Genomic DNA, 26,527 nt, shown 5'->3' on the forward strand with positions numbered 1-26,527 from the left:
TTGTGCAATAATTTTCGTGTCACAGGGCCGTGGCGGGAGTGTCTCTTTTGACACGGCTCTGTGATTTAACTAATTTGAGAATGATGATGAAGAAATTGATTTACATGGTTGTATTATTGTTTGCAGCTATTTCTGTTAAGGCTCAGGATTACGAGGCTTTTAACAAGTTTATGAGAGATTATTCCAAAGGTTGGATGACAGATTACAGGAAACCGGCAGGCAACACGATGGAGATGATTAAACAAGTGGGTGAGCCTGCCCCGGAATTTTATTTTGATAAAAAGTTAAATAGCAAGGCGTTAAAAGGGAAGTTTATCGTGATAAATTTCTGGTCCACGTGGTGTGGTAGTTGTATCAATCTGGTTCACGATTTGGACACCGTGCTGTTCCGGAATATGCAGCCTTACGAGGGAGTGCAGTTTATCGGGGTGGATTCACACGAGACGGTTCCGGAACGTGAGGCCCGGAAATGGTGGGAAGATCGTGGGCTTCATTATCCTTGCGGTTACGGGAAAGGAGCAGATGCTTGTGCGGAGGCGTTTCATGGCAATCACCCGTCGGCTATAATTATTGATGATCAAGGGATCATTCGAGGACGTTGGGATGGGTGGAGTCCGAGGTTAGCGGAAATCATTCGAATGGCCATCTGGGCGCTTAAAATTGTCCCGGGACAGGGAATTCAGGCCGATCTGGCAACAGTCAAGGGGCTTGTAGAAGAAAAGGAGTATCTTAAAGCGCTCTATTTACTCGAAATTATGCCGGAAAATATAGAGAGCGCTGCTTTGAAATACCAGTGTAAACTGAAGGTTTCCGAAAACAGTGCTATCCGGTATTTTGATGTAATACAGGAAAAATACAGGGGAGACGAGCAATATCCTGCTGTTATGGAGAGTATTATGCATTTGGTGCTGGACTCTGATTTGAGAACAGATGCCGTTATCAAGAATGGTTTAGATGCGGCCGAGAGGTTATTGAGAAGTGGAAGAAACGGGGACTACCGTGTTCATGAAGCGATGGGCATTTTGTGTTACAGGTATGGCGAAAGTTTCAAACGTAAAGGTGTTCAGGCTTTGGAAAATAGTATTCCGGCAGCCAAGATGAATCGTGTGGGGGATGATGTTATCAAGCATCTGGAAGAGCAGGTGAAGATTTATCGGGAGAAATTAGATTGATTGTTGTCGATAGATGTGAGGAAATCACAACGTTCGTCCACGATTGCTCTGGGGTAGAGCTGGGGATGGGCTAGGACAAGTACCCAATAATTACACGGCACAAACATAGCAAGAACACTGGAGATTGTTCTTGCTATGTTTATGCTATGAAGATGCTGTTTTCTTGTCCTAGCCCATCGGCAGACAAAGGGATAATCATGGGCGGACAAATGGCGAATGTTCGGGATTTGTTCACGTATGTAAAGTTCGGCAGTTAGTTGTTGGGGTATTTTATGTATTAGTTTTATGATTGAGTGTCACCGTTTTTCTATCTTTTGCTTTTTCTGCTAAAATACCGGAAATATCCGGGCATTTCTTTTTGAATTTTTCGAACGTGTCACGGGAAAGCTCGTAGTGACGGCATATCGTGATAATTGATTTTCCTTCTTTTAACATTTTGATGATCGTGTGACGATTGTCCATCAATATCTTCAATTTTGTATAACTTCCCTTTTTACGTCCGAGTGTAACTCCTTCTGCTCGCCTTAAAGCTAGGGCTTCTTTGGTCCGCATGGAGATCAGGTTACGTTCTATTTCAGCCACGAGTCCGAAGGCGAAACATAACACTTTACTGTTGATGGAGTCATCGAAAGTATAGCCGTCCTTGACGCTGTGGAGAACAATTCCTTTTTCCAGGCATTTACCCATGATACTCATGATGTCTGTCAGGGTTCGACTTAAACGTGAAATTTCTGTAACGATCAGGGTATCTCCTTTTTTGAGTTTCTTCAGCAGGCTTCCTAGTTGACGCTCTTTACCTGCTTTTTTCCCGCTAGCAATTTCCATGATAAAACGATCAACTGTAATGTTTTTTTGAACTGCAAATCGCTCAATCTCAGATCTTTGATTGAATAAATTCTGTTTTTCTGTACTGACTCTCAAATAGGCAATAATCATAATAATTTGTATTAAATAATGGCAACCAAAAGTACAACTATTTAGATGTCGTTTTATACAAATTATATGAATATTCTATAAGTAAAATTGTTGGTTAAAACGTTGGTTTTCTGATACAAAGATATGGATGTTATGTGAAAAAACAAAATATTATTGTAAAATAATGACACTTAATGGAAAACGTTTGCAATGTAGCTAATAACTGGATAGTCATTTTTTTATCTTTTTAGTAACCGTTTTAAACGAACGATTAAATCGGCCATTTTAGGTGTTAATCGTTTCAATATCAAATGAAATATGATATTGTCAATCTCTCGGCGTGTAAGATTGGGTTTTCGGCGTAGTAGAAGGATAATTATACTATAATTAAAAAGAAGGTGACATGAAGAAATCGTGTGTACTGGCCTTGCTGATACTTTTATTGTTCGGCGGGGGCCGTGTTTTTGCACAGAAAGTCGCGGTTAAGACCAATGTGTTATACTGGGCAACAACAACTCCAAATCTTGGTTTCGAGTTTGGTTTGGGTAAGAAAACCTCGTTAGAACTTTTTGGTGGGTACAATCCTTGGAACTTAAACAAGGGGGAGAACAAAAAGATGAAACATTATTTAATTCAACCGGAATTTCGTTACTGGTTATGCGAACGTTTTCAAGGGCATTTTTTCGGGATCCATGCCGGGTTCTCTGAATACAACGTGAGCGGCGTGCGCTTGCCCCTGCCGCAGTTCCCCAAACGGATGAAGGATCACCGTTACGAGGGCTGGGGGATGCTGTTCGGTGTCTCTTACGGTTACTCTTGGATACTGGGGCGGCGTTGGAACCTGGAGGCCACGATCGGTGGTGGTTACCTCTACGGTAAATACGACGTTTACGATTGCGTGAAGTGCGGTGATTTCCGGGGTTCGAACAAGAAGAGCCGTTTCGGGATCACGAAGGCCGGCTTGACTTTAGTTTACTTGATAAAATAAAGGTTATGAGAGATATAGTGTTGCTTTTAAGCATGTTTTTGCTTCCGGGTCTGGTAGTAGCCCAGATCGATGTGAAGAACAGTTCCTTGAAGAAAACCAAGAGAGAGGTAGAGGTGAGTTTTGACTTGAAAACGACAAAGGCGGACTTGAAAAGTCGTTACCGTATGACGCTTACCCCTTACCTCCTTCATGGAACGGACACGGCATGGTTGTCCCCGGTCACGGTTTATGGCCCGATAAAATACAAGCGTGAGCGTCAGGAACGCCTCTTGGTAGATCGAACTCGTTGGACCCTAGAAGAGGGAGAGATGATGCGGGGAGACTCGATGACTTACCGAGTGGTGATCCCTTACGAGAGATGGATGCGGGTGGCTTCCTTGCAGATGGACCGGAAAGTGGACGGTTGTGGTTGCGATTGTTATGACGGCTCGCAGGAGATCGTGGGAGAAACACCTATTTATATAGCTCCGGTACCCGTGGTGACGGAAACGAAGGATGTCCCCGGTAAATACGAGGTGAAGGAGGTTGCCAAACGCTGGACGTTCAAGGAGAAAGAGATGAAGGTGATTTTCCAAGTGGGCCGGACGGAATTGCAGCCTGATCGTTACGGGAACCAGAAAGTACTGGACGAAATCATGGTAGGAGTGGAGAAGTTGCGTGGTATGGAGAAATACCAGTTCTCGGGGGTCGAGATTAACGGTTTCGCTTCCCCTGAGGGAGGTTTGGAATTGAATACCCGCCTAGGACAGAAACGTGCGGAACGTTTGAAGGAGTATATCCAAAGCCAGATGCCGGATTTGACAAGCGATGATTTCATCCTGATCAACGGGGTGGAGAACTGGGATGGGTTGCGTCGTTTGGTGGAGGCCTCCGACATGGAGTACAAGGCGGAGGTTTTACGGGTACTGGATCTCCCGTTGGAACAGGGTCGTAAACGAGAGTTGCTGAACCTTGAAGGTGGCAAGCCTTACCGTTACATGTTGAAGACGTTTTACCCGGAGTTGCGTAACGCTTGTTACATCTCGTTGATTTACGACGAGCTGGCAGACAAGGGGGCTGACGCGATCAACGCGGCCGTGAAGTTGATCAACGAGCAGAAGTACGATGAGGCCTTGAAGATGTTGGAGGCTTGGGAGAATGATGACCGGGCTTACAACGCTATCGGTGTTTGCCTGATGATGCGGGAACGGGAGGAAGAGGCTATCGTCTGGTTCGAGAAGGCGATCAAGGCGGGTCATGCGGAGGCCGCGAAGAATCTGGAGCAAATTAAATGACATGGAAGGATAATAAATACATACATAGTCTGAATTTTTGAAATTAAATCTGAAATTATGAAGTTAAACAAATTAGTATTGGTTGCATTGTTGGCTCTAGGAGCAACAGCTTGTGACAAAAATGATGAAAACGATGCATTGACGGCCGGAAAGAAAAGCGTGGTTTTGAAAATTGATGGAATTACATCTGGTTCTCGTAGCACTGGAGCTGCTTCAGGAGAAACCGATAAAAAGATCACGTTAAGCAACGTAGCAATCTTCTTTGCAGGGGATGACAATATTTACAAGGTTGAAACTCTTGAAAACACGGAAACTGAGAAATGGGAAAAATTAATTGGGCAAGAGGGGGTGGAGTATCATAATTTACCAAAAGACGTAAATGCGGTGTATATTGTTGGTAATGTAAAAGAAGATTTGACTAAATTGGGTAGTGTTCAAACTTTGAAAAAGCAAATACTGGATATTGAGGGCGAACAAGCTATGGATAACATCACGTTATTTGGAGAAGATAAAGAATTGAAATCTGTAGGTGCATCACATTCGGGAGAAGCACATGAGGAAGAGCTCACAATGTATAATGCGGTGGTGAAATTGACTCCTCGCGTAGCCCGTATCGAGATTGGGAATATCACTTGTACCGATTTAGGATCTGAATTCTCAAAATTAGATTTGAAGGTTATTGGTTTGTTAAACTTTTACGAGAGCGTACAATTGGATGGAACGAATCCTACATTGTTAATTACAGAAGATAACGTACTCGAGCCGACTCCTGATGCTGTGGCAGAAGAAGGTGAATATATTTTTGGTAAAGGTGACAAAACTTGGGGATGGGATGAATTTTCTGCTTCGTTAGACGACACTACACCGTACAACCCGATAATAGACGACGAAAAACAAATAGAAGGTAAATTCGTTTACAATTTTATCCCGAATGATGATCTTAAAGTTAGAATGTATTTTAACGCAACTACAGCAACAGGAGTTCCTCATTCTGATAACACGCTTACTGCTAAATTTGCCCCGCAGAATGGATTCCAAGCCGGATACATATACCAGGTGGATCTTGAATTTACAGAAAAAGATCTGAAACCGTGGGATCCAAATGCACAGATTTGTGTAAACGTGTCAGTAACGGTTAAAGACTGGGAAATCACTTCTTTGGATCCTATCTACGAATAATTTCAATTGAGAACTAATTGAAAAATTCATAATGATAAAGGGGAGTAAAGGGGAGAACTCTCTCCTTTACTCTTGATAAAGTAAAACATACAGATATGAAAGTGATAAAAAATATTTTATTCATGCTACTGGCGGTAGGGATGTTTGGCAGTTGTATCAAGGAGGATATGGATGATTGTCCGAAGTACGGCGTGAACACCTTGTCGTTGAGTTACAAGGGCGACGGTACTACCGAGATTTTTAACGATAAGATCGAGAAAGTGGTCCTGTATGTTTTCGATCATAACGAGCAACTTGTAACAACGAAGGAATTGACCTCAGAGGAGGTAAAACAACGTAACACGACGTTGCCGGAATTAGAACTAGGCTCCTATCGAGTGGTTTGTTTCGGAAACATGGAAAAATGTCAAGTGAATGACTTGACGTGCGGGGATTGCGACAAGATGTATTGTGCGGCCCCGGAATACTTTAAAGGAGAAACAATTTCTGGGAACGATCCTCTTTACTATGCCTCATTGCAGTTGATGGTAACGGAAGAAGATCAACATCAAGTGGCCAACTTTGAAAGTTCCCACTATAACGTGGCGGTAGAGGTTGTTAATTTGCACATGGAAGGAGGCGTTCACCCCACGATCGAGATGTGTGGTGTGTCACCTTACACGACTTTCGAGAATGTGGCGGGGGGAGAGCCTGTTGATTATGTACTTGGATGTGAAAAAAATGGAGGGCAATTTGATGCCCTATGCAATATAATGCGCCACACGAACCACGAGGGAGTGAATTTGTGCGTGAAAGATAATGAAGGCAACGAGCTGGCCAAGGTTAGTCTGGTCGAATTCTTGACAGCCCACCCGGAAATAGATTGCTCGAAAAACGAGGTAACAATCGCTATACGTATCGAGTTCAAGTCCGTGGGTGTAGAGGTGAGTGTGCCGGATTGGGCGATAGAAGATATTAAACCTGAATACTAAAATGAATTTGAGGTATGAATAAGATATTAAGAAGACCAGTTGCAATTGTTTTATTGGCAGGGATACTTGTTACATGTTTTTCTTGTGTCCGGGATAAAATAGATATGGCGCAGCAAGATGGTGATATAGACTTACATATAACCATTAAACAGTCAGAAGAAAGTAGGTTAGGGCGTGCTAAAAGTGACCGTGTGGATCGAAATCGTATCGAGGATATGAATATTGTGATGGCAAAAAGCGGGACGATAATGGATATTCTTTACATACCAGCGAATTCATCTGCTGTTGCTGCGGGAGATGAGGGAACTACAGGACTCGTGTCTGGAAGTTTGCCGGCAGAGGGAGGAGAACTTCGTTACCATATAGCTAAGGATCGTGTTGCCGGAGATGAGATTTATGTTGTGGCCAATTATCGACGGACAACAGACGACGAACAAACCTCTGATGAAGGAGACCTTAGCGTTTATTTTAAAAAAGGAACTGTGACCACGATTGAGCAGTTAAAAGCGATGAGGCAAGGAACGCGTTTTGTCAGTGGAATTCGAACCTCTACTCTGTTTGGAGAAGCGGTAAAAGTTGGAGATGATGCTCACGGTGGAAGTAGTTATTCGGTTAGCTTGGAACGGACGACAGCGATGATTACAGTGGAAATTAGAGAGGAGGAGAATGAGGGGTTGAAGGCTGGTGTCCGCGTGATTCCACGACAGATATGCTTGCATAATGTTCCGCGAGCTTGTCATATAGGAATGAATAATGCAATAAACAGTGCCTATACGGCAGGAAATGTGGGGCCGAATGACATCCCGTTACAAGAAGATGGGCTACTCCAATCTATTTCTTGGGGAGAAATCCGAGGTGGCGATGATGTTATAACCGTTTTGGGAGGGCATGGTAATGAAGAGGAGGTATTACCTCTATTTATGTTTGAAAATCTTCAAGGAAAAACAGAGGGGAATAGTGAGGAAGTAACAAAAGATCCTGAGAAAGGTGAGTTAAATCCTTTATTTTGTACTTATTTAGAAATAGAGGCTGATTATTACTATATACCAAGTGATGGTGGTAATCAATATGCGGGTCCGATAAAATACAGACTTTATCTTGGGGAAGATATCTATAACGATTTCAATATATATCGAAATAAGCATTATCAAGTTACATTAACACTAAAAGGGATGGCGGGACTTGTTGAGGACGGTCAGTTCGATAAAGATGGGAAGCCTATTGCAGGAGCGGAAGGTGGTGCTAGTTGGAGGATTGAGAGCGAGGTATCGACTGCAGGTTTTATCGGTGGAACGACAAATGTTGACGTGAGTGGCTACGAGGTTAAAATTCCGTTTGTGAGAGAAGAGGGGAAAGAATACGTGATTTATTGTACGGAAAATGCTAGTACATCGTGGTTAATGACACAATGTTCTATTGATGGACAACCTCTTGATGGTATGCAATCTCCGACTAAAGATTTTCCTGCGGTACCTAAACAAGATGCTAATGGGCAATGGTATATAGAGATGTTTGCAAAGGCTTATATTCATGATGACTGGAAAAAACTTAGTGACATTGAAAATTGGGACTTGGAAAAATGGATCAACGAAGGGTATCGAGAACAGGATCTTATCTTGGCCGAGAAAGGTGGTAAGGAAGTCAGTAAAATTGCATTGCGCCAATGGTTACCTTTGCCTGTGATGGAACCACAGAAAGATAAAAATGGAAACCTTATTGAAATAACTAAGCCTTGGGATGCGAATCTTTATTTCAGTCGAATTGATGTGTACGAGGGAAAAATGCTTCCGTGGGGACCGAAGGTTTATGACGATTGGAATAATGAAAATTTAATAACAAGTGGGGATAAGTTTGGAACGTTAGCAGCTGGTGGGGATTCTCAAACATATAGTGCTGCTTTTGGTTTCCATAATGTTGTTGCAATGTATGTGACGGATCGTTTTGGAAAGAGGTATTTTGCATATGAAAACCCTCAAAGTGCTATGGAAGTAGCGGCGTTTAGGGGTGGCAATAGTACGGGTAATTCTACGAAAGTAAATGCTCCTTATCCGCAAATGGATTATTACGGTTTACCCTCAAAAGAAGAATGGGATAAAATCAAACAATATGGAGTTGAAGATTGGCGTTTCCCGTTCTCTGCAACAGAGTATTGGACATCAAGTATGGATGGTACTAAAAGTTATACTTACGATTACATTTTTGGCCAAGCAGAATTGCGGAATAGATCCGAAAAACATAGAGTACGTTTGGTATATCATAAGAATGATAGGTGGACTGCTCCTTCCTCTACAGACTATTGGAAAAATTAATTCAGTGGTTTACAGAAGTTTATGCTTGAGTTTATAAAAGGGAAAATAAATATACTACAATAAAGTACTTTGCAAGGAAAATCTGAAGGGTCGTGCTACTACTCAAAATAGAGTTTGGCACGACGCTTTTTTTGAGTAGTAATTCCATTTGACGATACAACCTGTAGGATTTTTACATTTTAGTATGTAAATTGAGAAATATTGGTAATAGTTATTCACAGCTTTATCAAAAAGATGAAGAAGGCTCTCTTGAAAGAAATTGCTAAAGTAGAAATGACGAAAAAAGAAAGTCTTGACATGAAATTATGTGCCTACGTAGAATTATTAGATACGATAAAAGAGATGCATATCAATAATAAAAAGCAATTAGAGAATTTGAAAAGTATTCAAACTTTCAAGTGTTAAAAATGGTAAACTTTGATTTAGGTTTTTAGATAGAATGGCTCTTTGATAATTCATTATTTTTAGTTTGATTATTGAACGTAATTTCGACATAAAGATTATTTTTCTTTATATTAAGTCTAAATAAATATTGGAATATTTGATTAATGTACTATATTTGTTCTTCGGAGATATTATTCTTGATATGGATTATACGAATACGGGAATTTTAGTATCAGCTTTAAACGAGGGAAATGTACTTGCTTTCGAGTATATCTATAAGACTTATTATAAAAATCTACTGAATTATGCTAGCCGTATTTTGAAAGATGTAGAGGCCTCAAAAGATGCTGTTCAGCAGGCGTATTATCGACTTTGGGAAAATCGTTCGATGTTAACGATTACGATTTCCCCGCGAGCATATTTATATCGGGCCGTGTATAATAATTGTATAAATTCTATTACTCGGAAGGATATGATTCGGAAGTACGAGGAGGAACAGTTGAAAGAATTGTATTTTTCGACCATCGTACAAACCCCGGAAGCCGAGTTGCTGTTGGAACGTTCGGAGATTGAAAAGGCTATAATGACTTCTGTCGGGGCGTTACCGAAGAAATGTCAGGAAATATTTATGCTGAGCAAGGTGGAAGGATTGAAAAACAGGGAAATTGCAGAGCGATTAGGTGTTTCCTTGAAAACGGTAGAGGCTCAGATGACCATAGCGATCAAGCGGTTACGTAAAGATTTAGGCTGGTTGCTTCAAATTTTTATTTTTTTTCGATTAGATTTTTAGGGGTAAATCGGGAGTTGTTTGTCTAAGGGGTATGAAGGATAAAATTATGAATCATACTTCGGGAAATATAGATGAATTACTGATCCGGATTTTGGATGATACTGCAATGCGTGCGGATGTGCGAATGTTTGCGGAATGGATTCGTGCGGAAGAGAATCGAAAGTATTTTGAACAATATAAAAAAATATGGCACACGACGACAGGTGTTCAGTGTGATGACCAAGTCGTGGAAGAGGGATGGCAGGACTACAAGCAGTTTATGCTGGCTTTGCCGGAAAGAAAAAAAAGAATGGTTGTTTTGCGAAGAGTGTTGCGATATGCGGCGATCGTGGCGGTGATCCTGTCATGTGTCTATTTCTTTTTGAAACCGACTGGAAACATGGATGATCAAGCAATCGCCTATGTGGACATAACGATTCCGAATGAACGGGGGGTGATGTTGACTTTGGCTGATGGTGAAAAGGTGGTTGTGGGAAATGAGAAACGGGGAGTGATATACGAGAAAACGGGTAATGTAAATATTAAGCAAGAGGGGAGGAATGAATTGGTGTACGAGGATGTGGAAACATCGGAGAACCGAGATGTGAAAGAAGGAGCAATGAATGAGATCACGGTTCCGGCAGGAGAGCGTATTTCGATCATTCTTTCTGATGGAACGAAGGTTTGGTTGAATTCGGAGAGTGCTATTCGTTATCCTGTACGATTTGAAATGGGGAAAAGAGTGGTAACGGTAAAAGGGAACGTGTATTTTGAAGTGACGAAGGATGTGGATAGGCCTTTTTTCGTGGTGATGAAGGATATGGAGACGGAGGTTTTGGGAACTTCTTTCGAGGTGAATACCTATGGTGATCGTGGTGAGATTTATATGGCTTTAGTGGAGGGATCTGTCCGGGTAAGATCGGGTAATCATGTTGTAATAGCGAAACCGAATGAGCAGATTGCATTGGATCTGGGATCACGTGAAATTTCTACCAAAGAAGTGGATGCAGCCCGTTTGGTTGCATGGAAGGATGGCGTGTTGGTGATTAAGAATGAACCCTTTGCGGATGTGATACGCAAATTGGAACGTTGGTTCGGGGTGGAAATTGAAAATCAGTGTTTACATTCAAGTGCGTTGTTATTTAGTGGGGTATTTGAACGAAGTGAGCTTGAGATTGTTTTACAGACAATATGTGCAAATTTAAATATTAATTATATGATTGATGGAAACCGTGTTATATTGAAGAACTAAAAAAGAAAAGAGTACCAGATGCGACCAAACATATAGATACTCTTTACTGAAGTAGTTTAATAATTATTATTATCAACTAGTTTTTACAAATCTATGAAAAAAATCAAGAAGTATTGTAGGAACCGGATAAAAATTTTAGACCCAAGATTTTTGTTGGTATCTACGTTAGTAGGAATTTTATTTTGCGTGTCAACTGCCGGATTCGCTCAACAGACCGGACGTCAGTATGTGACATTGGATTTGAAAGGTGTTACTCTCTCCGTGTTGTTCGAGGAGATGATGAAACAGACGGATTACAGGTTCTTTTTTAATGATGCTCAAGAGAAGAGTGTGAAAGAGGTGAATATTTCCGTGAAGAATGTTCGAGTGGATAGCGTGTTGAACCAGGTGTTTAAGAATAGTCGCTATACCTATCGAATCATTGGAACTCAGGTAGCGATTGTGGATAAACCCGTGCAATTACCCGGGCAGAGCGTGCGGCGTACGAACGTGACGTTACTCGTGAAAGATAGCGTGGCAGGAATCCCACTTGTGGGCGTCGCGTGTATTTTGAAAGAATTGGGTATATACGCTGTAACGGATATAAACGGTGTCGCGGTTCTGAAACAAGTTCCATTAGGAAAAACGGAATTGGAACTTCAGATTTTAGGATATGAAGATTACAGGAAGGGAATAAATGTGGAGGTTGATTTTTCCTTGGAAATTCGTATGGTTGAAACTTCTTTGGCGTTGGATGAGGTGAATGTGGTGGCTACTAAAAATGAGGCGGGGCAGGCTACAAGTTCTAAGATTGGGCGGCAGGCGATTGATCATTTGCAGGCTACGAGCCTGGCGGATTTAATGCAGTTACTACCCGGACAATTGTTGAGACAGAATAGTGATATGACAAGTCCCGAACAGTTTTATTTGCGGACGTTGAATGCGGACAAAAATAATGCTTTCGGGGTATCGATAATGGTGGATGGCATTCCGATGTCGAATGATGTGAATTTGAATTCAAACGAGTTTAATGTTGTAGGAGGTGGTTATGACTTGCGGAAAATCGGGACCGATAATATTGAATCGGTAGAGGTGATTCGAGGTGTTCCTTCCGTGGAGTACGGAGATTTGAGTGCGGGGGCCGTGATCGTGAAAACTAGCGTGGGGAAAAGCCCCTATCAGGCACGGGTGAAAGTGAATCCCTCGATCGTGCAGGCCTCTTTGGGCAAAGGATGGAGATTGGGAAATGACGGTGGCTTTTTGAATGGTAGTTTTGATTATTTGAAATCCTCGGGAGATCCCCGTAAGAAAACAAATTCGTTTGACCGGATCAATGCTTCTGTCGCTTACATGAACACGTTCGGGGTATGGCGTATGACAACCCGTTTCGGGTATTCCGGTATTATTGATAATATTCAGCAAGATCCGGATGAGGTGGAAGATGGAACATATACTGAAAATAAAGATTATACATTGAAATTCAGTCATGAGGGGACTTTTTCTTTTAACAAGGCATTGAGTAGGACATTGAGGTACAATGTGGGGGTTACGACGGGGCATTCTGATTATTTCACGTCTAAAATCGTGTCCAGTTCCACGGGACGGGCTCCGATTTTTACGGCCAAGGAGGAAGGAATTCATGAGGCGATATTGTTGCCGGCTTCGTACGCGACTTCCGGAGGTACGATAGGTAAGCCTTTGAGTGTCTTTGCCAAAGTGAGTAATGATTTCTTCGTGAAGGTTGGGCCGTTGAATCAGCGTTTTAACTTGGGAGTGGAGTATCGTTACAGCAAGAATCGCGGGAAAGGGGATTATAACACGAACGACGCGTTGCCGCTGAGACCAACCAGCGCCCGCCCGAGAGGATTTAACGAGATCCCGGCCTTGAATCAACTGGCAGCTTATTTTGAGGATAATATCATGCTTAATATTAACGAGTGTCCGATTACGATACAAGCAGGACTTCGATACACGGTGTTACAACCGGGGAAGAGTGAGAGCGTGTGGTCGTTATCTCCGCGAGTGAACTTATCTTTCTCTCCACTAAAATGGTTGGATGTGAAAGCCGCTTATGGAAAGAATGCCAAGACTCCGGGATTGACTCATTTGTACCCGGATTTGAAATACGTGGATCGGATGATCGTAAATTACGGAACGGGTAATCCTGACGAGCAATATATGTTGTACGATACGAGAATTATACATGTAAATAATTCCAGTTTGAAAAACTCAACGACGACTCGTTACGAGGTGGGATTTGATGTAAAGTTGCCTAAGGATAGGATGGTATCAATATCTGCATTCCGGGATAAAAATGATTTGGGATTCGGAAGTTTATCCAAGTATGTGACGTATGCTTTTGATTATTATGATACTTCTAACGGTGGAGTTGTCCCGAATCAGGGAGAAGGAAAGCCAACCGTGGATTACACCAAGCCTTATAAACGGGATACGGTGATGACAACCACGGGAGAGACGGGAAACACGAGCGGAAGTGTGAATGAAGGAGTTGAGTTGGAAATCAACTTGGGTAAAATCAATCCCATTCGGACGGATCTCTACTTGAGAGGAGGTTACACCCGTTCGGAACTTTATTCATCGGCTCCTTTGTATTCTCGTCCGGTTGGGTATTCCGGGGATGTGGATGTTTCTCCTTTAAGGATGGTTTATTCGTCTAAGTTACAAAAGGATATTGACAAACAATTCAGTACTCAGTTACAAGCTGTTTGCCATATTCCCAAGTTAAAAATGGTTGGTTCTGCCACGTTACAGGTTATCTGGTACAATTATTCGAGATCTACGAATCCGAAACGGGTACCCATGGGATACTTGACTAATAAGTTGGAATATCATGAAATTACTCAGGATATGTGGAATGACCCGGAGTATCGGGTGGAAGGATATAAGTTGCAGGATCAAATTATAGAGCCGACCGTGAAAGGAGCAACGAAAGAGCCTGTGCTATGGTTGATGAATTTCCGATTGACAAAGAGTATATCTGATTTTGCCGGTTTTTCGTTTTACGTGAATAATTTGCCTTATTATGAGCCTTGGCAACATAATAATCAGTCGAAGACTTTAGGCGAACGAAATAAAAACACGTTTGCTTTTGGCGTGGAACTTTCTATTAAATTGTAATGTTGATTGCTATGAAAATAATAGATATATTTCGATATTTAATCGTTTTTTGTGGGCTTGGCGGAGTGTTTACAGGATGTATGCCGTCGACAGATGATATTGAGTCGGTGCAAAGGGTCGAGATTAAGATTAGTCTGGGACAAGATGATTTTATAGATACTCGTTTTGCTAACAAGGAAGTTGTGATTCGAGGGACAGAAAGTTCCTATAAGGCTGTGACGAACGAGGATGGGGTGGCCGTTTTCCAGAATCTTTTGCCCGGTGTGTATAGTTTAGCCGTTTCTTACGTGTTGCCCCGGGAGGAGTATGATAATATGGTGGAACCTCCTATTGAAGCAAATGATGTGTTGCTCAACGGGACATTACCGGGTTTGAGAATTTACGAGAATTATAGCGGGGAATTGACTTTGCAGGTGGGAATACGTCAAAGTTTGATATTTAGTAAAATTTATTATTCCGGTACGAAGAATGCGAATAATAAGAATTATGACGTGGATCAGTACATCGAGTTGTATAATAATTCAGATCAGACAATCTCAACGGAGAATGTGCATATCGCTATATTGGAGACCGAGAGTACCCCTTGGTTTGCAGATGAAAAAGAACAGTACATTTATGCAAAGGATGTCTTCAGGTTGCCGACTCGTGATTTGGGACCGGGCGAAAGTATATTAATTGCCCGGCAGGCGATAAATCATACAATAGACGCTCCTCTGTCATTGGATTTAACCGTCGCGGATTACGAGGTAAAAGCGATCAATAAACCACAGAACAGTCTGGTTGAACAGTTACCGCATGTTTACAAGGCATACCCGAATATAGATTGGTTGAATATGGTGGTTGGCGGTGGAAATCAGCTGGTGCTATTCCGATATGAAGGGGATGTGAATGATTTAGAGAAAAAACAAAAACCGGATGCCAAGCCTTCTCAACCTTGGTATTTACAGATTGCAACAAGTACCATTTTGGACGGGGTGGAATGTTTGAAGTATAATGCGAAGGAAATTGATCTTTCGAAAAAGAGGATGCCGGCGAGAATTGACGCTTCATACCAGACTTTGTCCACGGCAGCGGGGAGAACCGGTGAAAGTATCGAGAGAAAGGTGGCAAGAGTGGAAGAAGATGGACGTGTCGTTTTGCAGGATACCAATAATTCTCTGGAAGATTTCGTGTGTACATCCGACATTAGGCCTTTGATCTACACGAAACCAGAATTACAACCTCAGGAATAATTAAAATAAGAAAGTGATGTATAAGAAATATATATACTTGTGTTTTGCACTCTTCACGAGTGTGGTTGGAAGAAGTCAGACTTCGACAGACACGATGAGTGTGGTTACTCCGGAGATGCAACAATTGGAGTTGGTGCGACAATTGTGGTTGCCTACTCGCAATGCTTCCGGATTGGGATTTGATCCGGTGGCAAATCACGGGAACGCGTGGTTTGGTGTGTTCCATTCTTCCGGAGATTATCATAAAGCTCAAGAAGGCAGTCGGATGAATGGATTGAATTTTTTTGCGGAACGTTATACTAAAATTGCTCGTAATCTCTATGTTTGGGGAAGTTTCAAGTTCACGATGGATCGGGAGAGCGAGCGGGCATGGTCGGATGTGATCTTGAAAGAATATACAAGTCCTTACCAATATGGAGGGAGTGTAAAGGGAAGTTATGATAGGCAATTGTTCGATTTGAAAGTGAAACTTGCAACGGGGAGCCTCGGACGTTTTACTTTGGGAGTGGGGTTGGATTATTCCGTGGGCGATTTGTCCCGGTTGCGAGATCCGCGTTCCCGGGTTATGTTAGCTGATTATGCTGTTATCCCGTCAATGACTTATCGGCTTTCAGAGAGGCATGCGTTAGGATTGGATTTTTATTATCGTTTCCGGAAACAACGTTTGGATAATATAACGACCGTGCAAAGGGAGAAACAGTTTGAATATTATTTGTTCGAGGGGTTGGAAAATTATTGGATGACAACGGAATTGGGGAAGGTGGCCCGTCGTACCGTGGCAGATGTCGTTGGGGGAGATTTACAATACAAGTTAACGGGGGAACGTGGGTCTTGGCTGGTTTCTTTGGGGTACGAGCGGTTGATGGAAGAGGTCGTGGACAATGAGCGAAAAGAGCCGGGAGATTATAATGCTCGGAAAGTGACTTTTTACTCGGGATATAAAAACGAGCGGGTGAATGTTCTTCATGCTTGGGATCTTCAAGCGAGTTATGTCGGGGGACAAGCAGAAGAGTTTGTACAGGAGCAAGTAAACATTACTCATGACAACGGAATGGTTTCAAGCAAATGGGTGACGTTGTATAATTTCGTGACGTATAAAGATGATGTTTTAAATGTCCGGACTAATTATACTTTTTACAAGGGAGATATTTCGGGTAAAGATTATAACTGGCTTGTGGGAGTAAATGGTGAATATGAATATTTGAAAGATCATTACTTGCTGCCTGAGTCTACGCGTGAGATTTCTTCTTTGCGTGTAGGTCTGAAGGGTGCGGTTCGAGTAGTAAATAAAAATGCACGTAAACTTTGGGTGCATGCAGGTTTGAAGGGTTCGCTACCGTTGGAAACCAAAATGAACTTGTCTAAAGAGAATACTTTTACTGAAAATGTTTTGCATCCGGATTTGAAATATTTCGATGCCAAGACTTTAGACACGAAAATAGATGTTCAATATTCTTTTCCGATGAAATTGAAAAAAACGGCCTTGACCGGATATGTAAAAGCGTATGCTGGGAATATTTTTACCGATAAATTCGGATCTCGTTTTAATGGAGGCATATCTATTGGAATATTAACTCTTTAATGGCGAGGTGATGTCCGAGGTGGATGATGTTTGAAAATATCATTTAGTATTTTGTGTCATGATATGTATTTAAAATGAATAGAATGAAGTTTTTGTGTGAATTCGTGCTTATTTGCGGACAGTTGATTTGTGGTTTGTATGCTTGGGCCGGAGAACCTTTGAGAATTGTAAAGCAGAATAATACTTATTTTTTGGAGGTGGCGGATTCTTTATTAGGGAGGGACTTGCTTTTTGGTTCTCGGGTGGTGAATTTGAGCGTGCAGAAGAATATATCGGCAGGGCAGACCATGAGTGACCCTATCGTGGTGCGATTCGTTCCGAATGGGAAATACCTGAATATGGAAAGAAGAATCTCTAATGCCGTGTGGGATGAGGCGGATGTTGCCGCAGAATTGATTGCACGTAATCATGTGATTCCGGTAATGCAGGTTTTTGATCTTGTCCGTCGGGATGAAAGTCGAGGAGTTTACGTGATAGATGTGACTCGTTATTTTAATGATGAGATTAGCGAGTTGTCGCCATTACCCGGGGGAATGAAACAGGGGAAGTTGGAGTCGAAGGCTTCCGGTATCGTCCGTTTTTCAAACCACGAGAACCGGGTTAATGTAACGACTCGCTATGCTTATGTGGGAGGAAAGACTCCTTTGGTTGTAACAATTAATTACACGTTACTTGTGCTTCCCAAGGAACCTATGAGACCCCGTTACGAGGATGAACGAATGGGATATTTTTCAAGTGTAAAAACGGTCTATAATACGGCAAAACGAGTGTATCGTCCGAAATATGTTTCCCGTTGGAGAATTGAACCTCGTCCGGAGGATGTGGTACGTTATCAGGCGGGAGAGTTGGTGGAACCCGCCCGTCCAATTGTGTTCTATTTTGACCCGGCAACACCGGAGTTGATAAAGAAGTATGCCCGGTTGGGAATATTGGATTGGAATAAGGCGTTCGAGGCCATTGGTTTTAAAAATGCCATACAAGTGCGGGATTTTCCCGGGGAAGATTTTAATAGTGAAGATTTAACGGTAAGTTGTTTTCGCTATATCCCCACGGAAGAGGCAAATGCTGCCGGTCGAATTTGGACTGATCCCCGTTCGGGAGAAATCATTCAAGCAGATATTTTGTGGTACCATAACGTGGTGCGTTTATTACAGGAATGGCGTTTCATACAGACGGCAGCCGCAGATCCTAGAGCGAGAAACAAGGAGTTGAGTGAAGAGATCATGGGAGAATTGATTCGGTATGCGGTGGCTCACGAAACCGGGCATACGTTAGGAATGAAACACAATATGAGAGCCTCGTTTGCTTATCCGGTGGATTCATTACGTTCGCCTTCTTTCACACGAAAATATGGGACGACAGCGTCGATAATGGATTATGCCCGAAATAATTATGTGGCGCAGCCGGGTGATTTTGAACGAGGAGTGAAAATGACTCCCCCGATTTTGGGGCCTTTTGATTATTTTTCCGTGCAATGGGCTTATACTCCAATATTTGGCGTGAAGACCCCGGAAGAAGAGCTCCCCGTGTTGGACCGGATGTTTCGGGAAAAAGGACATGATCCATTGTATTTATATGCCAATATGGCCATGGGACCAGTCGTCCCGGATCCTTCCGGGCAGTCTGATATGCTGGGGGATGATTTATTAAAGTCATCGACTTACGGGATATTGAATTTACGGTATATCATGAGTCACTTGATTGATTGGTGTTCTGACGAAGGAGGTTCTTATGACCGGATGATCGAGATGTATGATGCAGGTGTCAAACAATTTTTCAAGTATATGAATAATTGTGCCTCTTATATTGGAGGGGTCTATTATTTCCCGGGAACCGTGGGACAGTACGAGGCTCGCCACGTGGAAGTGGATAAAGAACAGCAAAAGAAAGCGGTACACTTTATTATAGATGAATTACAGGAGAGCGAGCAGTGGTTATGCGACCGGAGATTATTCGGTTTGATCGGGAATAAAACCGAGACGTTGATGAACCGTCAAGGGGAAATGCTGGCAACGCTGGTATCTCCGAATCTTTTGAGTCGATTGATAGGTTCTGTTTATCCTATCGAGGAGTATTTGCGGGATATATCAACGCATTTATTTCCGGATAAAAAATCATGGAGTGAGTATGAAAAGAATAGGCAAATTGCCTATGTGCTGGCATTGAAGAAAATCAATGACGAAAAGGGAGGACCGGGAAAGGCAAATGATTATTTAAAAAGAACAGCGGTGCATGTCGAGATCGTGCGATTGAGTAAAAAATTAGAACGTCAAGTAAAATATTCCGAACATATCGGATTTATAATGGATTTATTAAAGAGATAAGGTTATGTATAGAACGCTATTGTTAGGATTGATTGTATTAATGGTTGCGGTGGGGCGAGTGAAAGCGGATGAGGGGATGTGGTTACCGATATTATTGAAAGAACAGAAATTCGCGGAGATGCGTAAAAAGGGATTAAAGCTATCTGCCGAGGAGATATATAGTGTGAATCAGGCTTGTTTGAAAGATGCGATTATCGGCCTTGTGTCGGAAGGACCTGATAACTTGAGGAGTTTTTGTTCCGCTAGTTTTGTTTCGGATGAAGGGTTGTTGATTACGAATTTTCATTGCATCATGAGTTATATTGAACGCTTTTCAACACCGGAGAATGATTTTTTGAAATACGGGTATTGGGCGTCTAAGAGAGAAGAGGAAAGTTTGTGTAGAGGTTTGATGGTGAAACAATTAGTACGTATGGAGGATGTGACCGACCGGATTATGGAAGGAACGGAAGGATTGAGTGGAGCGGAATATTCTCGTAAGATTGATGAGAATGGGAAGAAATTGGCGGAAGAGGTCACGAAAGGGAAAAAGTTGGAAATGCGGGTGCAAAGTTTGTTTGCCAATAATCAGTATATCATGTCGGTGTATCGTTTGTTTAAAGATGTGCGTATGGTGGCTGCCCCCCCAATGTCAATCAGTAAATTCGGAGGTTTGAGTGATAACTGGAGTTGGCCTCGGCATACAGGTGATTTTGCATTTTTGCGGGTGTATGTGAATGACCAGAATGAGCCTAGGGCTTATAACCAGAAAAATGTGCCATATAAAACGACGAATTATTTAAAGATCTCATTGAAGGGAGTGAAAGAGAATGATTTTGCCATGGTGCTCGGTTACCCGGCCTCCACGAAACAATATATTCCATCTTTTGGTTTGGAGGCGATCATTGAGAAAGAAAATGCGGCAAAGGTGCAGATTCGTGGGGAGAAGCTAGCTATTTTGAAACAGGAAATGGAAGCTGATCCCGGATTGAGATTGCGTTATTCTACCCGGATTTCGTCGATTTCCAATTCTTATCTGAAGTGGAAAGGTGAGATTCAAGGGGTACGCCATATGAATTTGATCGAGGAAAAGAGGCGGGAAGAGGAAGCGTTTCAACAATGGGTGGAGGCGTCTCCTGAACGTAGGGCGAAGTATGGAACCGTACTGGAGGATATGAGGGAGGTGTACAAGGAGCTTTCCGAGTATAATTTAGCCAACGACTATTTTTCGGAAGCCGGGTTAAATGGTGCGGAAATTGTACCTTTTATTGGAAAATTCGAGAAATTGGTTGCCATGTATAATGGCCGGAAACCAGTGAAAGAAGCAAGTCAAAAAAGTGAATCCAATCGTCTTATTGGGCTGACAAAACAGTTTTTCGGCAATTGGTCATACGAAATTGATCGTAAGACTTTCCGTAATATGTTAGTGCGTTATTATGAAGGGATGCCCATGAAATTTCATACGGAAGTTATGGAGAATGCGATGAAGCGATATGGCGGGGATGTGGAAAAATTGTCTCAAGATTTGTTCGCTAATTCGATTTTCACGAAACAGCAGGATTTATTAAACTTTTTGATGTCAGATAAAGAGAACGGTGTAAAGGTGATCACGGAAGATCCTTTGTATCAGTTATCCATAAATTATTATCGTGTTTTTGTAGAGCGAATTTCACGTCAGCGGGGAGCGTGGCAGATGAAAATGTTACCCTTGTATAAGGTTTTTCAAGAAGGTATGCTGGAGATGAAACAAGACCAAGTACTATATCCGGATGCAAACGGTTCATTACGGGTATCTTTCGGGACGGTAAGAGGATGTGAACCGGAAGATGGATTATCATATCGTTATTATACAACTATGGATGGTATGTATGATAAGTATTTGAATAATCCCAATGATTCGGAATACTATCTTCCAAAGAAAATGCGGGATTTATATCAAAAACAAGATTATGGTCGTTATGGCGATAAAGATGGACGATTGAGAGTTTGTTTCTTGACCGATGCGCATACTACTAGTGGAAATTCCGGTAGCGCTGTCGTGAATGCTAAGGGTGAATTGGTGGGTATTAATTTTGATCGGTTGTGGCAAGGGGTTGCTTCCGATTATCGCTATAATCGGGATATTTGTCGAAATATTGTCGTGGATATTCGCTATATTCTGTTTGTATTGGAGAAATATGCACCTTCATCTTATGTATTTGACGAAATTCATATTGAATGAGTGTATAGTCCTAAGTGTAGGTTAAAATAGAAAATTCAAGGTAACAATACGAATCGTTTTCATAAAAAGTCATATTGTCCCAGTAAAACGTAATTTAACGTGAGTTCGATATAATAAAGCATATTTGCCTTATTCGTTAAGAAAAAGGCCGGGAATATACTGGTGTTCCGCTACCCCGGAAGCGCCGGAATAGGTGATGTATCTCTTATCCCGGCCCTTTACCGGGGATATAGTGGCCCGAAATTTTATTTCTGAGCGTGAATAGGCTTGTTATTGGCCCGCTTGACGGGATATTTGAGTATGTTATTTTTGTTTTCTATCTGTTAAAATGGCGGCGATAATCGGGCGAGCATCGGGCGACAATCGGGCGATGGCGCCTAACAGTCACCCAATAGCCGCCCTGCCGTCATGTAACAGGCAGGGATATCCCCGGGAAAAGGGATGCTAAACCCTGTTAATTTTAGATTTAATGATTTTAGATTCCAATCTAAACTTCTTTCATTTTTAGTTTTAGGGTACAATCCCTCTTGTGGAGTCGTATAGGAACGTGAGAGAAAAAAAATTGGGATTTACACACTTTTTGAAACACTATCAAGAGTAACCTCATTCTAGCAAAAAATGCCGGGGTTACTTTTAAGTTACTTTCTCCACATGCAAATGGGCATTATTCAGTCAAAAATTGGTGGGGATAAAAGAAAAAAGTCTTGTAAACCCGATGATTTACAAGACTTAGGCATTTTTTTGTCGCCTTTTGACGTTTGTTCCGTGGGCGCTGAGGGATTCGAACCCCCGACCCTCTGGGTGTAAACCAGATGCTCTGAACCAGCTGAGCTAAGCGCCCGTGTTGCTTGATTGCGGATGCAAATGTAGTGCAATTTTTGAACTCTGCAAAGGATTGATAGATTTTTTTCGAAAAAAATGAAGTTACTGGTAAACTTGAAGACGAAGAGATATTTTTTTTAATGAAATTGTGGTATTTTGGAATTGTAATATGCTGTAAGTCATTATTTATAAATTTATTAAATCTATTTATAAAAACAATCAATTTGATTTATATTGTTATATGTTCTATATTTGTATCAAAAAAATAAGAGAATAGTAATAAATAAAAATCAAATAATATGAAAACACTAAATTTAATCGGATTAGACAAAGAGAAATCAAAAGAGTTAGTAAACCATTTGAATGATTTGTTGGCAAATTACCAAATATTTTACCAGAATTTGAGAGGATTCCACTGGAACGTGAAAGGAAGTAACTTCTTCGAGTTACATGCTAAGTTTGAAGAGTACTATAATGATGCTATCGAGAAGGTGGACGAGATTGCTGAACGCGTGCTTACGTTGGAGGGTACCCCGTTACATTCGTATTCCGCTTACATGAAACAGGCTGAGATTAAAGAGGTAACGGGGGTTTCCGACGGGAATCGTTGCGTAAAGGAGATTGTGGGGAATTTGGGGATATTGATCCGGAAAGAACGTGAAATATTGGCTTTGGCCGCAGAAATCGGTGATGATGGAACTCAAGATATGATTAATCCTTACATTTCCGAGCAAGAGAAGAATTTATGGATGCTACGTGCATATTTAAGTGAATAAGTTTAAGTTTTAATTTGTACCTAGAAAGCCGTGCTGATGTCAGCACGGCTTTTTAATTCGATCATGGTGCGATAAAGGGATTGTTTGGTAATTTATTATTGTTATATTTGCAATATATTGCGTAAAAATTAAATCTGATTGCCATGTGGGGATATGTTATAGCTGGAGTAGTGATTTTGGGAAATCTCATCTTCTTTTTTTCTCGTAGGAGAAAAATCTTTATTCCGCAAGAGAATATGGAAAATCTTATGGCAGAAAAGGTTATTGCCTCTGTTCCCGATATGATTTTCATGGTAGATAACCAGTTTAATATACAAAAAATTTATAATGCAGATCCTGTGAAACTTTCTTTACCGGTGGAGGCATTGATTGGTAGGAATTTGAAGGATTGTGTTGATCCCCCGTTTGTTGACATCGTGATATCCAATTTGCGGGAAGCGTTGATTTCGGATAAAGTGTACGAGGTGGAGTATACCGTGTCGGTTCATGGTAAGATAACCTATTACGAGGGGCGGTTCAAGCGTGTACAGGAAAATTTGGTGGCTTGTTTTGAACGGGATATTACGGGACGGAAAAAGAACGAAGTTGCGATAAAACAGAATCAGCGATTGTTGAATGCGGTGCTGGACAATATGCCAATGCCTCTGATCATAAAGGATATAGATGATGATTTGAAGTATGTTTTCTGGAATAAGCAGTGTGAGTTACAGGGTGGATATTCCCGGGAAGAAATTATCGGTAAGACTGATATAGAGGTATATGGAAAGGAACGAGGCGAGCATTACCGAGATGTCGATTTTAAAATTATTGAAGAAGGAAGTTCTTATCAAGTGCAAGAAGTATACGAGACTCCTGACGGCGAGAGACACGTTTCTATCGTGAATAAAAATGTGGTGTCCAACGATATACACCATTGGTTACTGGCCACTCGCTGGGATATAACAGATCTTATTCGTATACAAGAACAACTTCAAGAGGTGAATCAGCAATTGCGGATGGCTTTCTCGGTTACGAACACGGTTCCGATGGTTTGGGATTTGGAAGAAGACTTAATCCGGTTTAAATATCCTGAATTTAAGGTTGGAAATAAAGGTTTTTGTAAAGAACGGGATGGTCAGTCCTCGTTAGAGGCTGTCGGTAATATGCATCCGGATGACCGGGAAGTCATGTCTCAGCTTTTTGCTGATATAAAGGCCGGGAAGATAGATAATTTGCATCGGGAGATTCGTTATGATGTTTTGGGGCTATATGAAGATTACTATGATTTGTATTTGACGATTGAGAAAAAGGATATTGCAGGAAAACCTCTGCGGGTTGTCGGGACGTTACGAAATATAACCGAGAGTAAGCTATACGAGAAAACCTTGATGGAAGCGAAACAAAATGTGGAGAAGATTCAGGAGATCAACCAGCTTATTCTTGATCATTCGAATAATGGATTAGTATATCTTCACCCGGATTACATGATCGAGTGGGAGAACTTGGCCCAGTATTCCGAGCATCCGCTAGCCGGTAGGTATAAAGCCGGGTTGTGTTGCTACAAAAGTGTAATGCATCGGGATTCTCCTTGTCCGGGTTGTGTGATGCAGAAGGCGTTGGAGACGGGAAAACGGGAAATGAAGGAAGTCACTTTTGATGACGGGTTTACGGTGGAGATCACGGCCACGCCTGTTTATGATATAAAGAACGAGAGGCAGATTCGGGGAGTTGTGTTGAAATACGAGGATGTTTCCGAACGCACCCGGGTTGCTAATGAATGGAAACGGGCGAAGGAAGCGGCTGAGATGTCCGATCGGTTGAAGTCGATGTTCCTGTCCAATATGAGTCACGAGATTCGTACCCCCCTGAATGCTATCGTGGGGTTCAGTGAATTACTGGTTAACACGGATGATCCGAAGGATAAAGAGGAGTACATGGCTATTATTAATCGAAATAATGAGTTACTGTTGCAGTTGATTAGTGACATTCTGGATTTATCAAAGATCGAGGCGGGAACGTTGGAGTTTATTTATGATATGGTTGATATAAACGAGATGTTGCGGGGATTGGAAATGAGTTATCGCCAGAAGAATATAGAACATCCTAATATTGATATTTCTTTTACTTCCCATATGGATAAATGTGTTATTTACACGGAAAAGAACCGGGTGATGCAGGTGATTTCGAATTTCCTGAATAATGCGCTTAAATTTACCGACGAGGGACATATCCATTTTGGTTACGAGGAGCGGGAGAACGGGTTGCGTTTCTTTGTTTCCGACACGGGGAAAGGAATTCCTGCGGAAAAGCAAGATGAAATCTTCAAACGTTTTGTCAAATTGGATAGTTTTACAAACGGAACTGGGTTGGGATTAGCCATTTGTCAGACGATTGTCCATAAGTTGGGGGGAGAGATCGGGGTGATTTCCGAGGAAAATCAAGGAAGTACTTTTTGGTTTACCTTGCCTGTTAAACCGGGACAATAGTTCATGCTGACATTCCAAGAGTGTCCTACTTGCTTTCTTGCCCGTGGGTAATTTTTCTTTTATCATCCGAGTAAATAAAAATTGTTAGAGACAAAAGTAGCATTAAAAAAAGGTTTTGTTTTAGATTTTATTATTTTTGAGAAATCAATTCAATGGATGCGATAGGTGGTTTTTAGGTGGTGAATATTTTGTATTGTTGGGTTAATACGATGGAAGATAGTCAGAAATATTATGAAATAGAAATATTGACTAGAGAGTTAAAAGAAGGAAAAGAAGCTGCCTTTGATTACCTTTTCAGAACTCGCTACAAAAACCTGTGTCGTTTTGCAGCCACGTTTGTCGTGCAGTTTGACGTGGCGGAAGACATTGTGCAGGAAGTTTTTGAAAAGATCTGGAAAAAAAGTACTCGGATTGACGAGAGGGCGTCTATTGATAGTTATTTGTTTGTTGCCGTGCGTAATGCTTGTTTTACGTTTTTGAAGAATAAACGGGAACGTGTTGATCTGGAGGATGTGAAACAAAATTTAAAGGTTTCGGAAGAAGTCGTAGAATTTGAAACGCCGGAATTGAACCGTTTGTGGGGAGAGATTGAGAATTTGCCTTTACAATGTAAAGTTGTTTTTAAACTGGTGATTCTGGAAGATATGAAATACAAGGACGTGGCTGACTCGTTGGGAATTTCGGTCAACACGGTAAAAACACAAATGAAAATCGCTTACAAGACCTTGCGGGAAAAATTGAAACAGGAACAATTCTCGTTATTACTATTTCTTTTTGGGATAAAAGAAGATTAAAA

17 protein-coding genes, 1 tRNA gene and 1 pseudogene are annotated in these 26,527 nt (G+C 41.6%); 17 read left to right on the top strand and 2 right to left on the bottom strand.

The features are described 5' to 3' along the window. The first annotated feature begins 80 nt into the window (after positions 1–80). Positions 81–1,172, top strand: coding sequence for a TlpA family protein disulfide reductase (locus QVC79_RS11570; protein ID WP_287642484.1), 1,092 nt, complete (start codon positions 81–83; stop codon positions 1,170–1,172). Between the two features lie 270 nt (positions 1,173–1,442). Here the strand turns inward: QVC79_RS11570 and QVC79_RS11575 are convergent, their stop codons facing one another. After that, positions 1,443–2,108, bottom strand: a complete 666-nt coding sequence (locus QVC79_RS11575; protein ID WP_270594505.1) for a recombinase family protein — start codon at positions 2,106–2,108, stop codon at positions 1,443–1,445. Positions 2,109–2,490: 382 nt separating this feature from the next. On the opposite strand from QVC79_RS11575, the gene QVC79_RS11580 reads away from it, so the two are divergent. The 13 genes and pseudogenes from QVC79_RS11580 to QVC79_RS11640 all read left to right on the top strand — a co-directional run bounded on the left by QVC79_RS11580 (position 2,491) and on the right by QVC79_RS11640 (position 21,668). Further along, the gene (locus tag QVC79_RS11580; protein ID WP_270594503.1) at positions 2,491–3,075 is read left to right on the top strand and encodes a DUF3575 domain-containing protein; all 585 of its coding nucleotides are present in this window, start codon (positions 2,491–2,493) and stop codon (positions 3,073–3,075) included. A gap of 5 nt (positions 3,076–3,080) precedes the next feature. Then, the gene (locus QVC79_RS11585) at positions 3,081–4,349 is read left to right on the top strand and encodes a hypothetical protein (RefSeq protein ID WP_270594501.1); all 1,269 of its coding nucleotides are present in this window, start codon (positions 3,081–3,083) and stop codon (positions 4,347–4,349) included. A gap of 57 nt (positions 4,350–4,406) precedes the next feature. After that, entirely contained in the window at positions 4,407–5,528 is a 1,122-nt protein-coding gene (locus QVC79_RS11590) for a hypothetical protein (RefSeq protein WP_270594498.1), read from the top strand. Positions 5,529–5,623: 95 nt separating this feature from the next. Beyond that, positions 5,624–6,499, top strand: a complete 876-nt coding sequence (locus tag QVC79_RS11595) for a FimB/Mfa2 family fimbrial subunit (protein ID WP_270594497.1) — start codon at positions 5,624–5,626, stop codon at positions 6,497–6,499. Between the two features lie 920 nt (positions 6,500–7,419). Beyond that, a pseudogene (locus QVC79_RS17820) lies at positions 7,420–7,647 on the top strand (DUF4906 domain-containing protein); the annotation flags it as partial. Positions 7,648–9,042: 1,395 nt separating this feature from the next. After that, on the top strand, positions 9,043–9,213 hold the full coding sequence (locus QVC79_RS11605) for a hypothetical protein (RefSeq protein ID WP_270594494.1): 171 nt from the start codon (positions 9,043–9,045) through the stop codon (positions 9,211–9,213). A gap of 136 nt (positions 9,214–9,349) precedes the next feature. Continuing rightward, positions 9,350–9,982: an RNA polymerase sigma-70 factor gene (locus tag QVC79_RS11610; RefSeq protein ID WP_270594492.1), complete on the top strand. Its 633-nt coding sequence runs from the start codon at positions 9,350–9,352 to the stop codon at positions 9,980–9,982. Between the two features lie 31 nt (positions 9,983–10,013). After that, complete coding sequence (locus tag QVC79_RS11615; protein ID WP_287642486.1) at positions 10,014–11,213, top strand: FecR family protein; 1,200 nt, start codon at positions 10,014–10,016, stop codon at positions 11,211–11,213. Positions 11,214–11,306: 93 nt separating this feature from the next. Then, positions 11,307–14,330, top strand: coding sequence for a TonB-dependent receptor (locus tag QVC79_RS11620; RefSeq protein WP_270594490.1), 3,024 nt, complete (start codon positions 11,307–11,309; stop codon positions 14,328–14,330). A gap of 11 nt (positions 14,331–14,341) precedes the next feature. Continuing rightward, the gene (locus tag QVC79_RS11625; RefSeq protein WP_270594489.1) at positions 14,342–15,562 is read left to right on the top strand and encodes a DUF4876 domain-containing protein; all 1,221 of its coding nucleotides are present in this window, start codon (positions 14,342–14,344) and stop codon (positions 15,560–15,562) included. Positions 15,563–15,578: 16 nt separating this feature from the next. Continuing rightward, positions 15,579–17,144, top strand: coding sequence for a DUF6850 family outer membrane beta-barrel protein (locus QVC79_RS11630; protein WP_270594488.1), 1,566 nt, complete (start codon positions 15,579–15,581; stop codon positions 17,142–17,144). Between the two features lie 83 nt (positions 17,145–17,227). Then, positions 17,228–19,468 carry a zinc-dependent metalloprotease gene (locus QVC79_RS11635; RefSeq protein ID WP_270594487.1) on the top strand — a complete coding sequence of 747 codons (2,241 nt, stop codon included), beginning with the start codon at positions 17,228–17,230 and terminating at the stop codon, positions 19,466–19,468. A 4-nt stretch (positions 19,469–19,472) separates the two neighbouring features. Further along, positions 19,473–21,668, top strand: a complete 2,196-nt coding sequence (locus QVC79_RS11640; RefSeq protein ID WP_270594486.1) for a S46 family peptidase — start codon at positions 19,473–19,475, stop codon at positions 21,666–21,668. 766 nt (positions 21,669–22,434) lie between these two features. Here QVC79_RS11640 and QVC79_RS11645 read toward each other — a convergent pair. Next, positions 22,435–22,509: transfer RNA gene (locus QVC79_RS11645), tRNA-Val, on the bottom strand. A gap of 280 nt (positions 22,510–22,789) precedes the next feature. Between QVC79_RS11645 and QVC79_RS11650 the strand changes: the two genes are divergently transcribed. The 3 genes from QVC79_RS11650 (at position 22,790) to QVC79_RS11660 (ending at position 26,525) form a co-directional block, all read left to right on the top strand. Then, positions 22,790–23,266, top strand: coding sequence for a Dps family protein (locus QVC79_RS11650; RefSeq protein ID WP_087419436.1), 477 nt, complete (start codon positions 22,790–22,792; stop codon positions 23,264–23,266). Positions 23,267–23,514: 248 nt separating this feature from the next. Then, entirely contained in the window at positions 23,515–25,731 is a 2,217-nt protein-coding gene (locus QVC79_RS11655) for a PAS domain-containing sensor histidine kinase (protein ID WP_270594484.1), read from the top strand. A 209-nt stretch (positions 25,732–25,940) separates the two neighbouring features. Then, on the top strand, positions 25,941–26,525 hold the full coding sequence (locus QVC79_RS11660) for an RNA polymerase sigma-70 factor (protein WP_151412055.1): 585 nt from the start codon (positions 25,941–25,943) through the stop codon (positions 26,523–26,525). Positions 26,526–26,527: the final 2 nt, after the last annotated feature.

The sequence above is a fragment of the Butyricimonas sp. genome (assembly GCF_019423355.1).
Taxonomy (GTDB): Bacteria; Bacteroidota; Bacteroidia; order Bacteroidales; family Marinifilaceae; genus Butyricimonas; species Butyricimonas faecihominis.

Excerpts from the sequence above, each read along its gene's own strand:
- QVC79_RS11570 (WP_287642484.1), top strand. The coding sequence starts at position 81 with ATGATGATGAAGAAATTGATTTACATGGTTGTATTATTGTTTGCAGCT.
- QVC79_RS11575 (WP_270594505.1), bottom strand. The coding sequence starts at position 2,108 with ATGATTATTGCCTATTTGAGAGTCAGTACAGAAAAACAGAATTTATTC.
- QVC79_RS11580 (WP_270594503.1), top strand. The coding sequence starts at position 2,491 with ATGAAGAAATCGTGTGTACTGGCCTTGCTGATACTTTTATTGTTCGGC.
- QVC79_RS11585 (WP_270594501.1), top strand. The coding sequence starts at position 3,081 with ATGAGAGATATAGTGTTGCTTTTAAGCATGTTTTTGCTTCCGGGTCTG.
- QVC79_RS11590 (WP_270594498.1), top strand. The coding sequence starts at position 4,407 with ATGAAGTTAAACAAATTAGTATTGGTTGCATTGTTGGCTCTAGGAGCA.
- QVC79_RS11595 (WP_270594497.1), top strand. The coding sequence starts at position 5,624 with ATGAAAGTGATAAAAAATATTTTATTCATGCTACTGGCGGTAGGGATG.
- QVC79_RS11605 (WP_270594494.1), top strand. The coding sequence starts at position 9,043 with ATGAAGAAGGCTCTCTTGAAAGAAATTGCTAAAGTAGAAATGACGAAA.
- QVC79_RS11615 (WP_287642486.1), top strand. The coding sequence starts at position 10,014 with ATGAAGGATAAAATTATGAATCATACTTCGGGAAATATAGATGAATTA.
- QVC79_RS11620 (WP_270594490.1), top strand. The coding sequence starts at position 11,307 with ATGAAAAAAATCAAGAAGTATTGTAGGAACCGGATAAAAATTTTAGAC.
- QVC79_RS11625 (WP_270594489.1), top strand. The coding sequence starts at position 14,342 with ATGAAAATAATAGATATATTTCGATATTTAATCGTTTTTTGTGGGCTT.
- QVC79_RS11630 (WP_270594488.1), top strand. The coding sequence starts at position 15,579 with ATGTATAAGAAATATATATACTTGTGTTTTGCACTCTTCACGAGTGTG.
- QVC79_RS11635 (WP_270594487.1), top strand. The coding sequence starts at position 17,228 with ATGAAGTTTTTGTGTGAATTCGTGCTTATTTGCGGACAGTTGATTTGT.
- QVC79_RS11640 (WP_270594486.1), top strand. The coding sequence starts at position 19,473 with ATGTATAGAACGCTATTGTTAGGATTGATTGTATTAATGGTTGCGGTG.
- QVC79_RS11650 (WP_087419436.1), top strand. The coding sequence starts at position 22,790 with ATGAAAACACTAAATTTAATCGGATTAGACAAAGAGAAATCAAAAGAG.
- QVC79_RS11655 (WP_270594484.1), top strand. The coding sequence starts at position 23,515 with ATGGCAGAAAAGGTTATTGCCTCTGTTCCCGATATGATTTTCATGGTA.
- QVC79_RS11660 (WP_151412055.1), top strand. The coding sequence starts at position 25,941 with ATGGAAGATAGTCAGAAATATTATGAAATAGAAATATTGACTAGAGAG.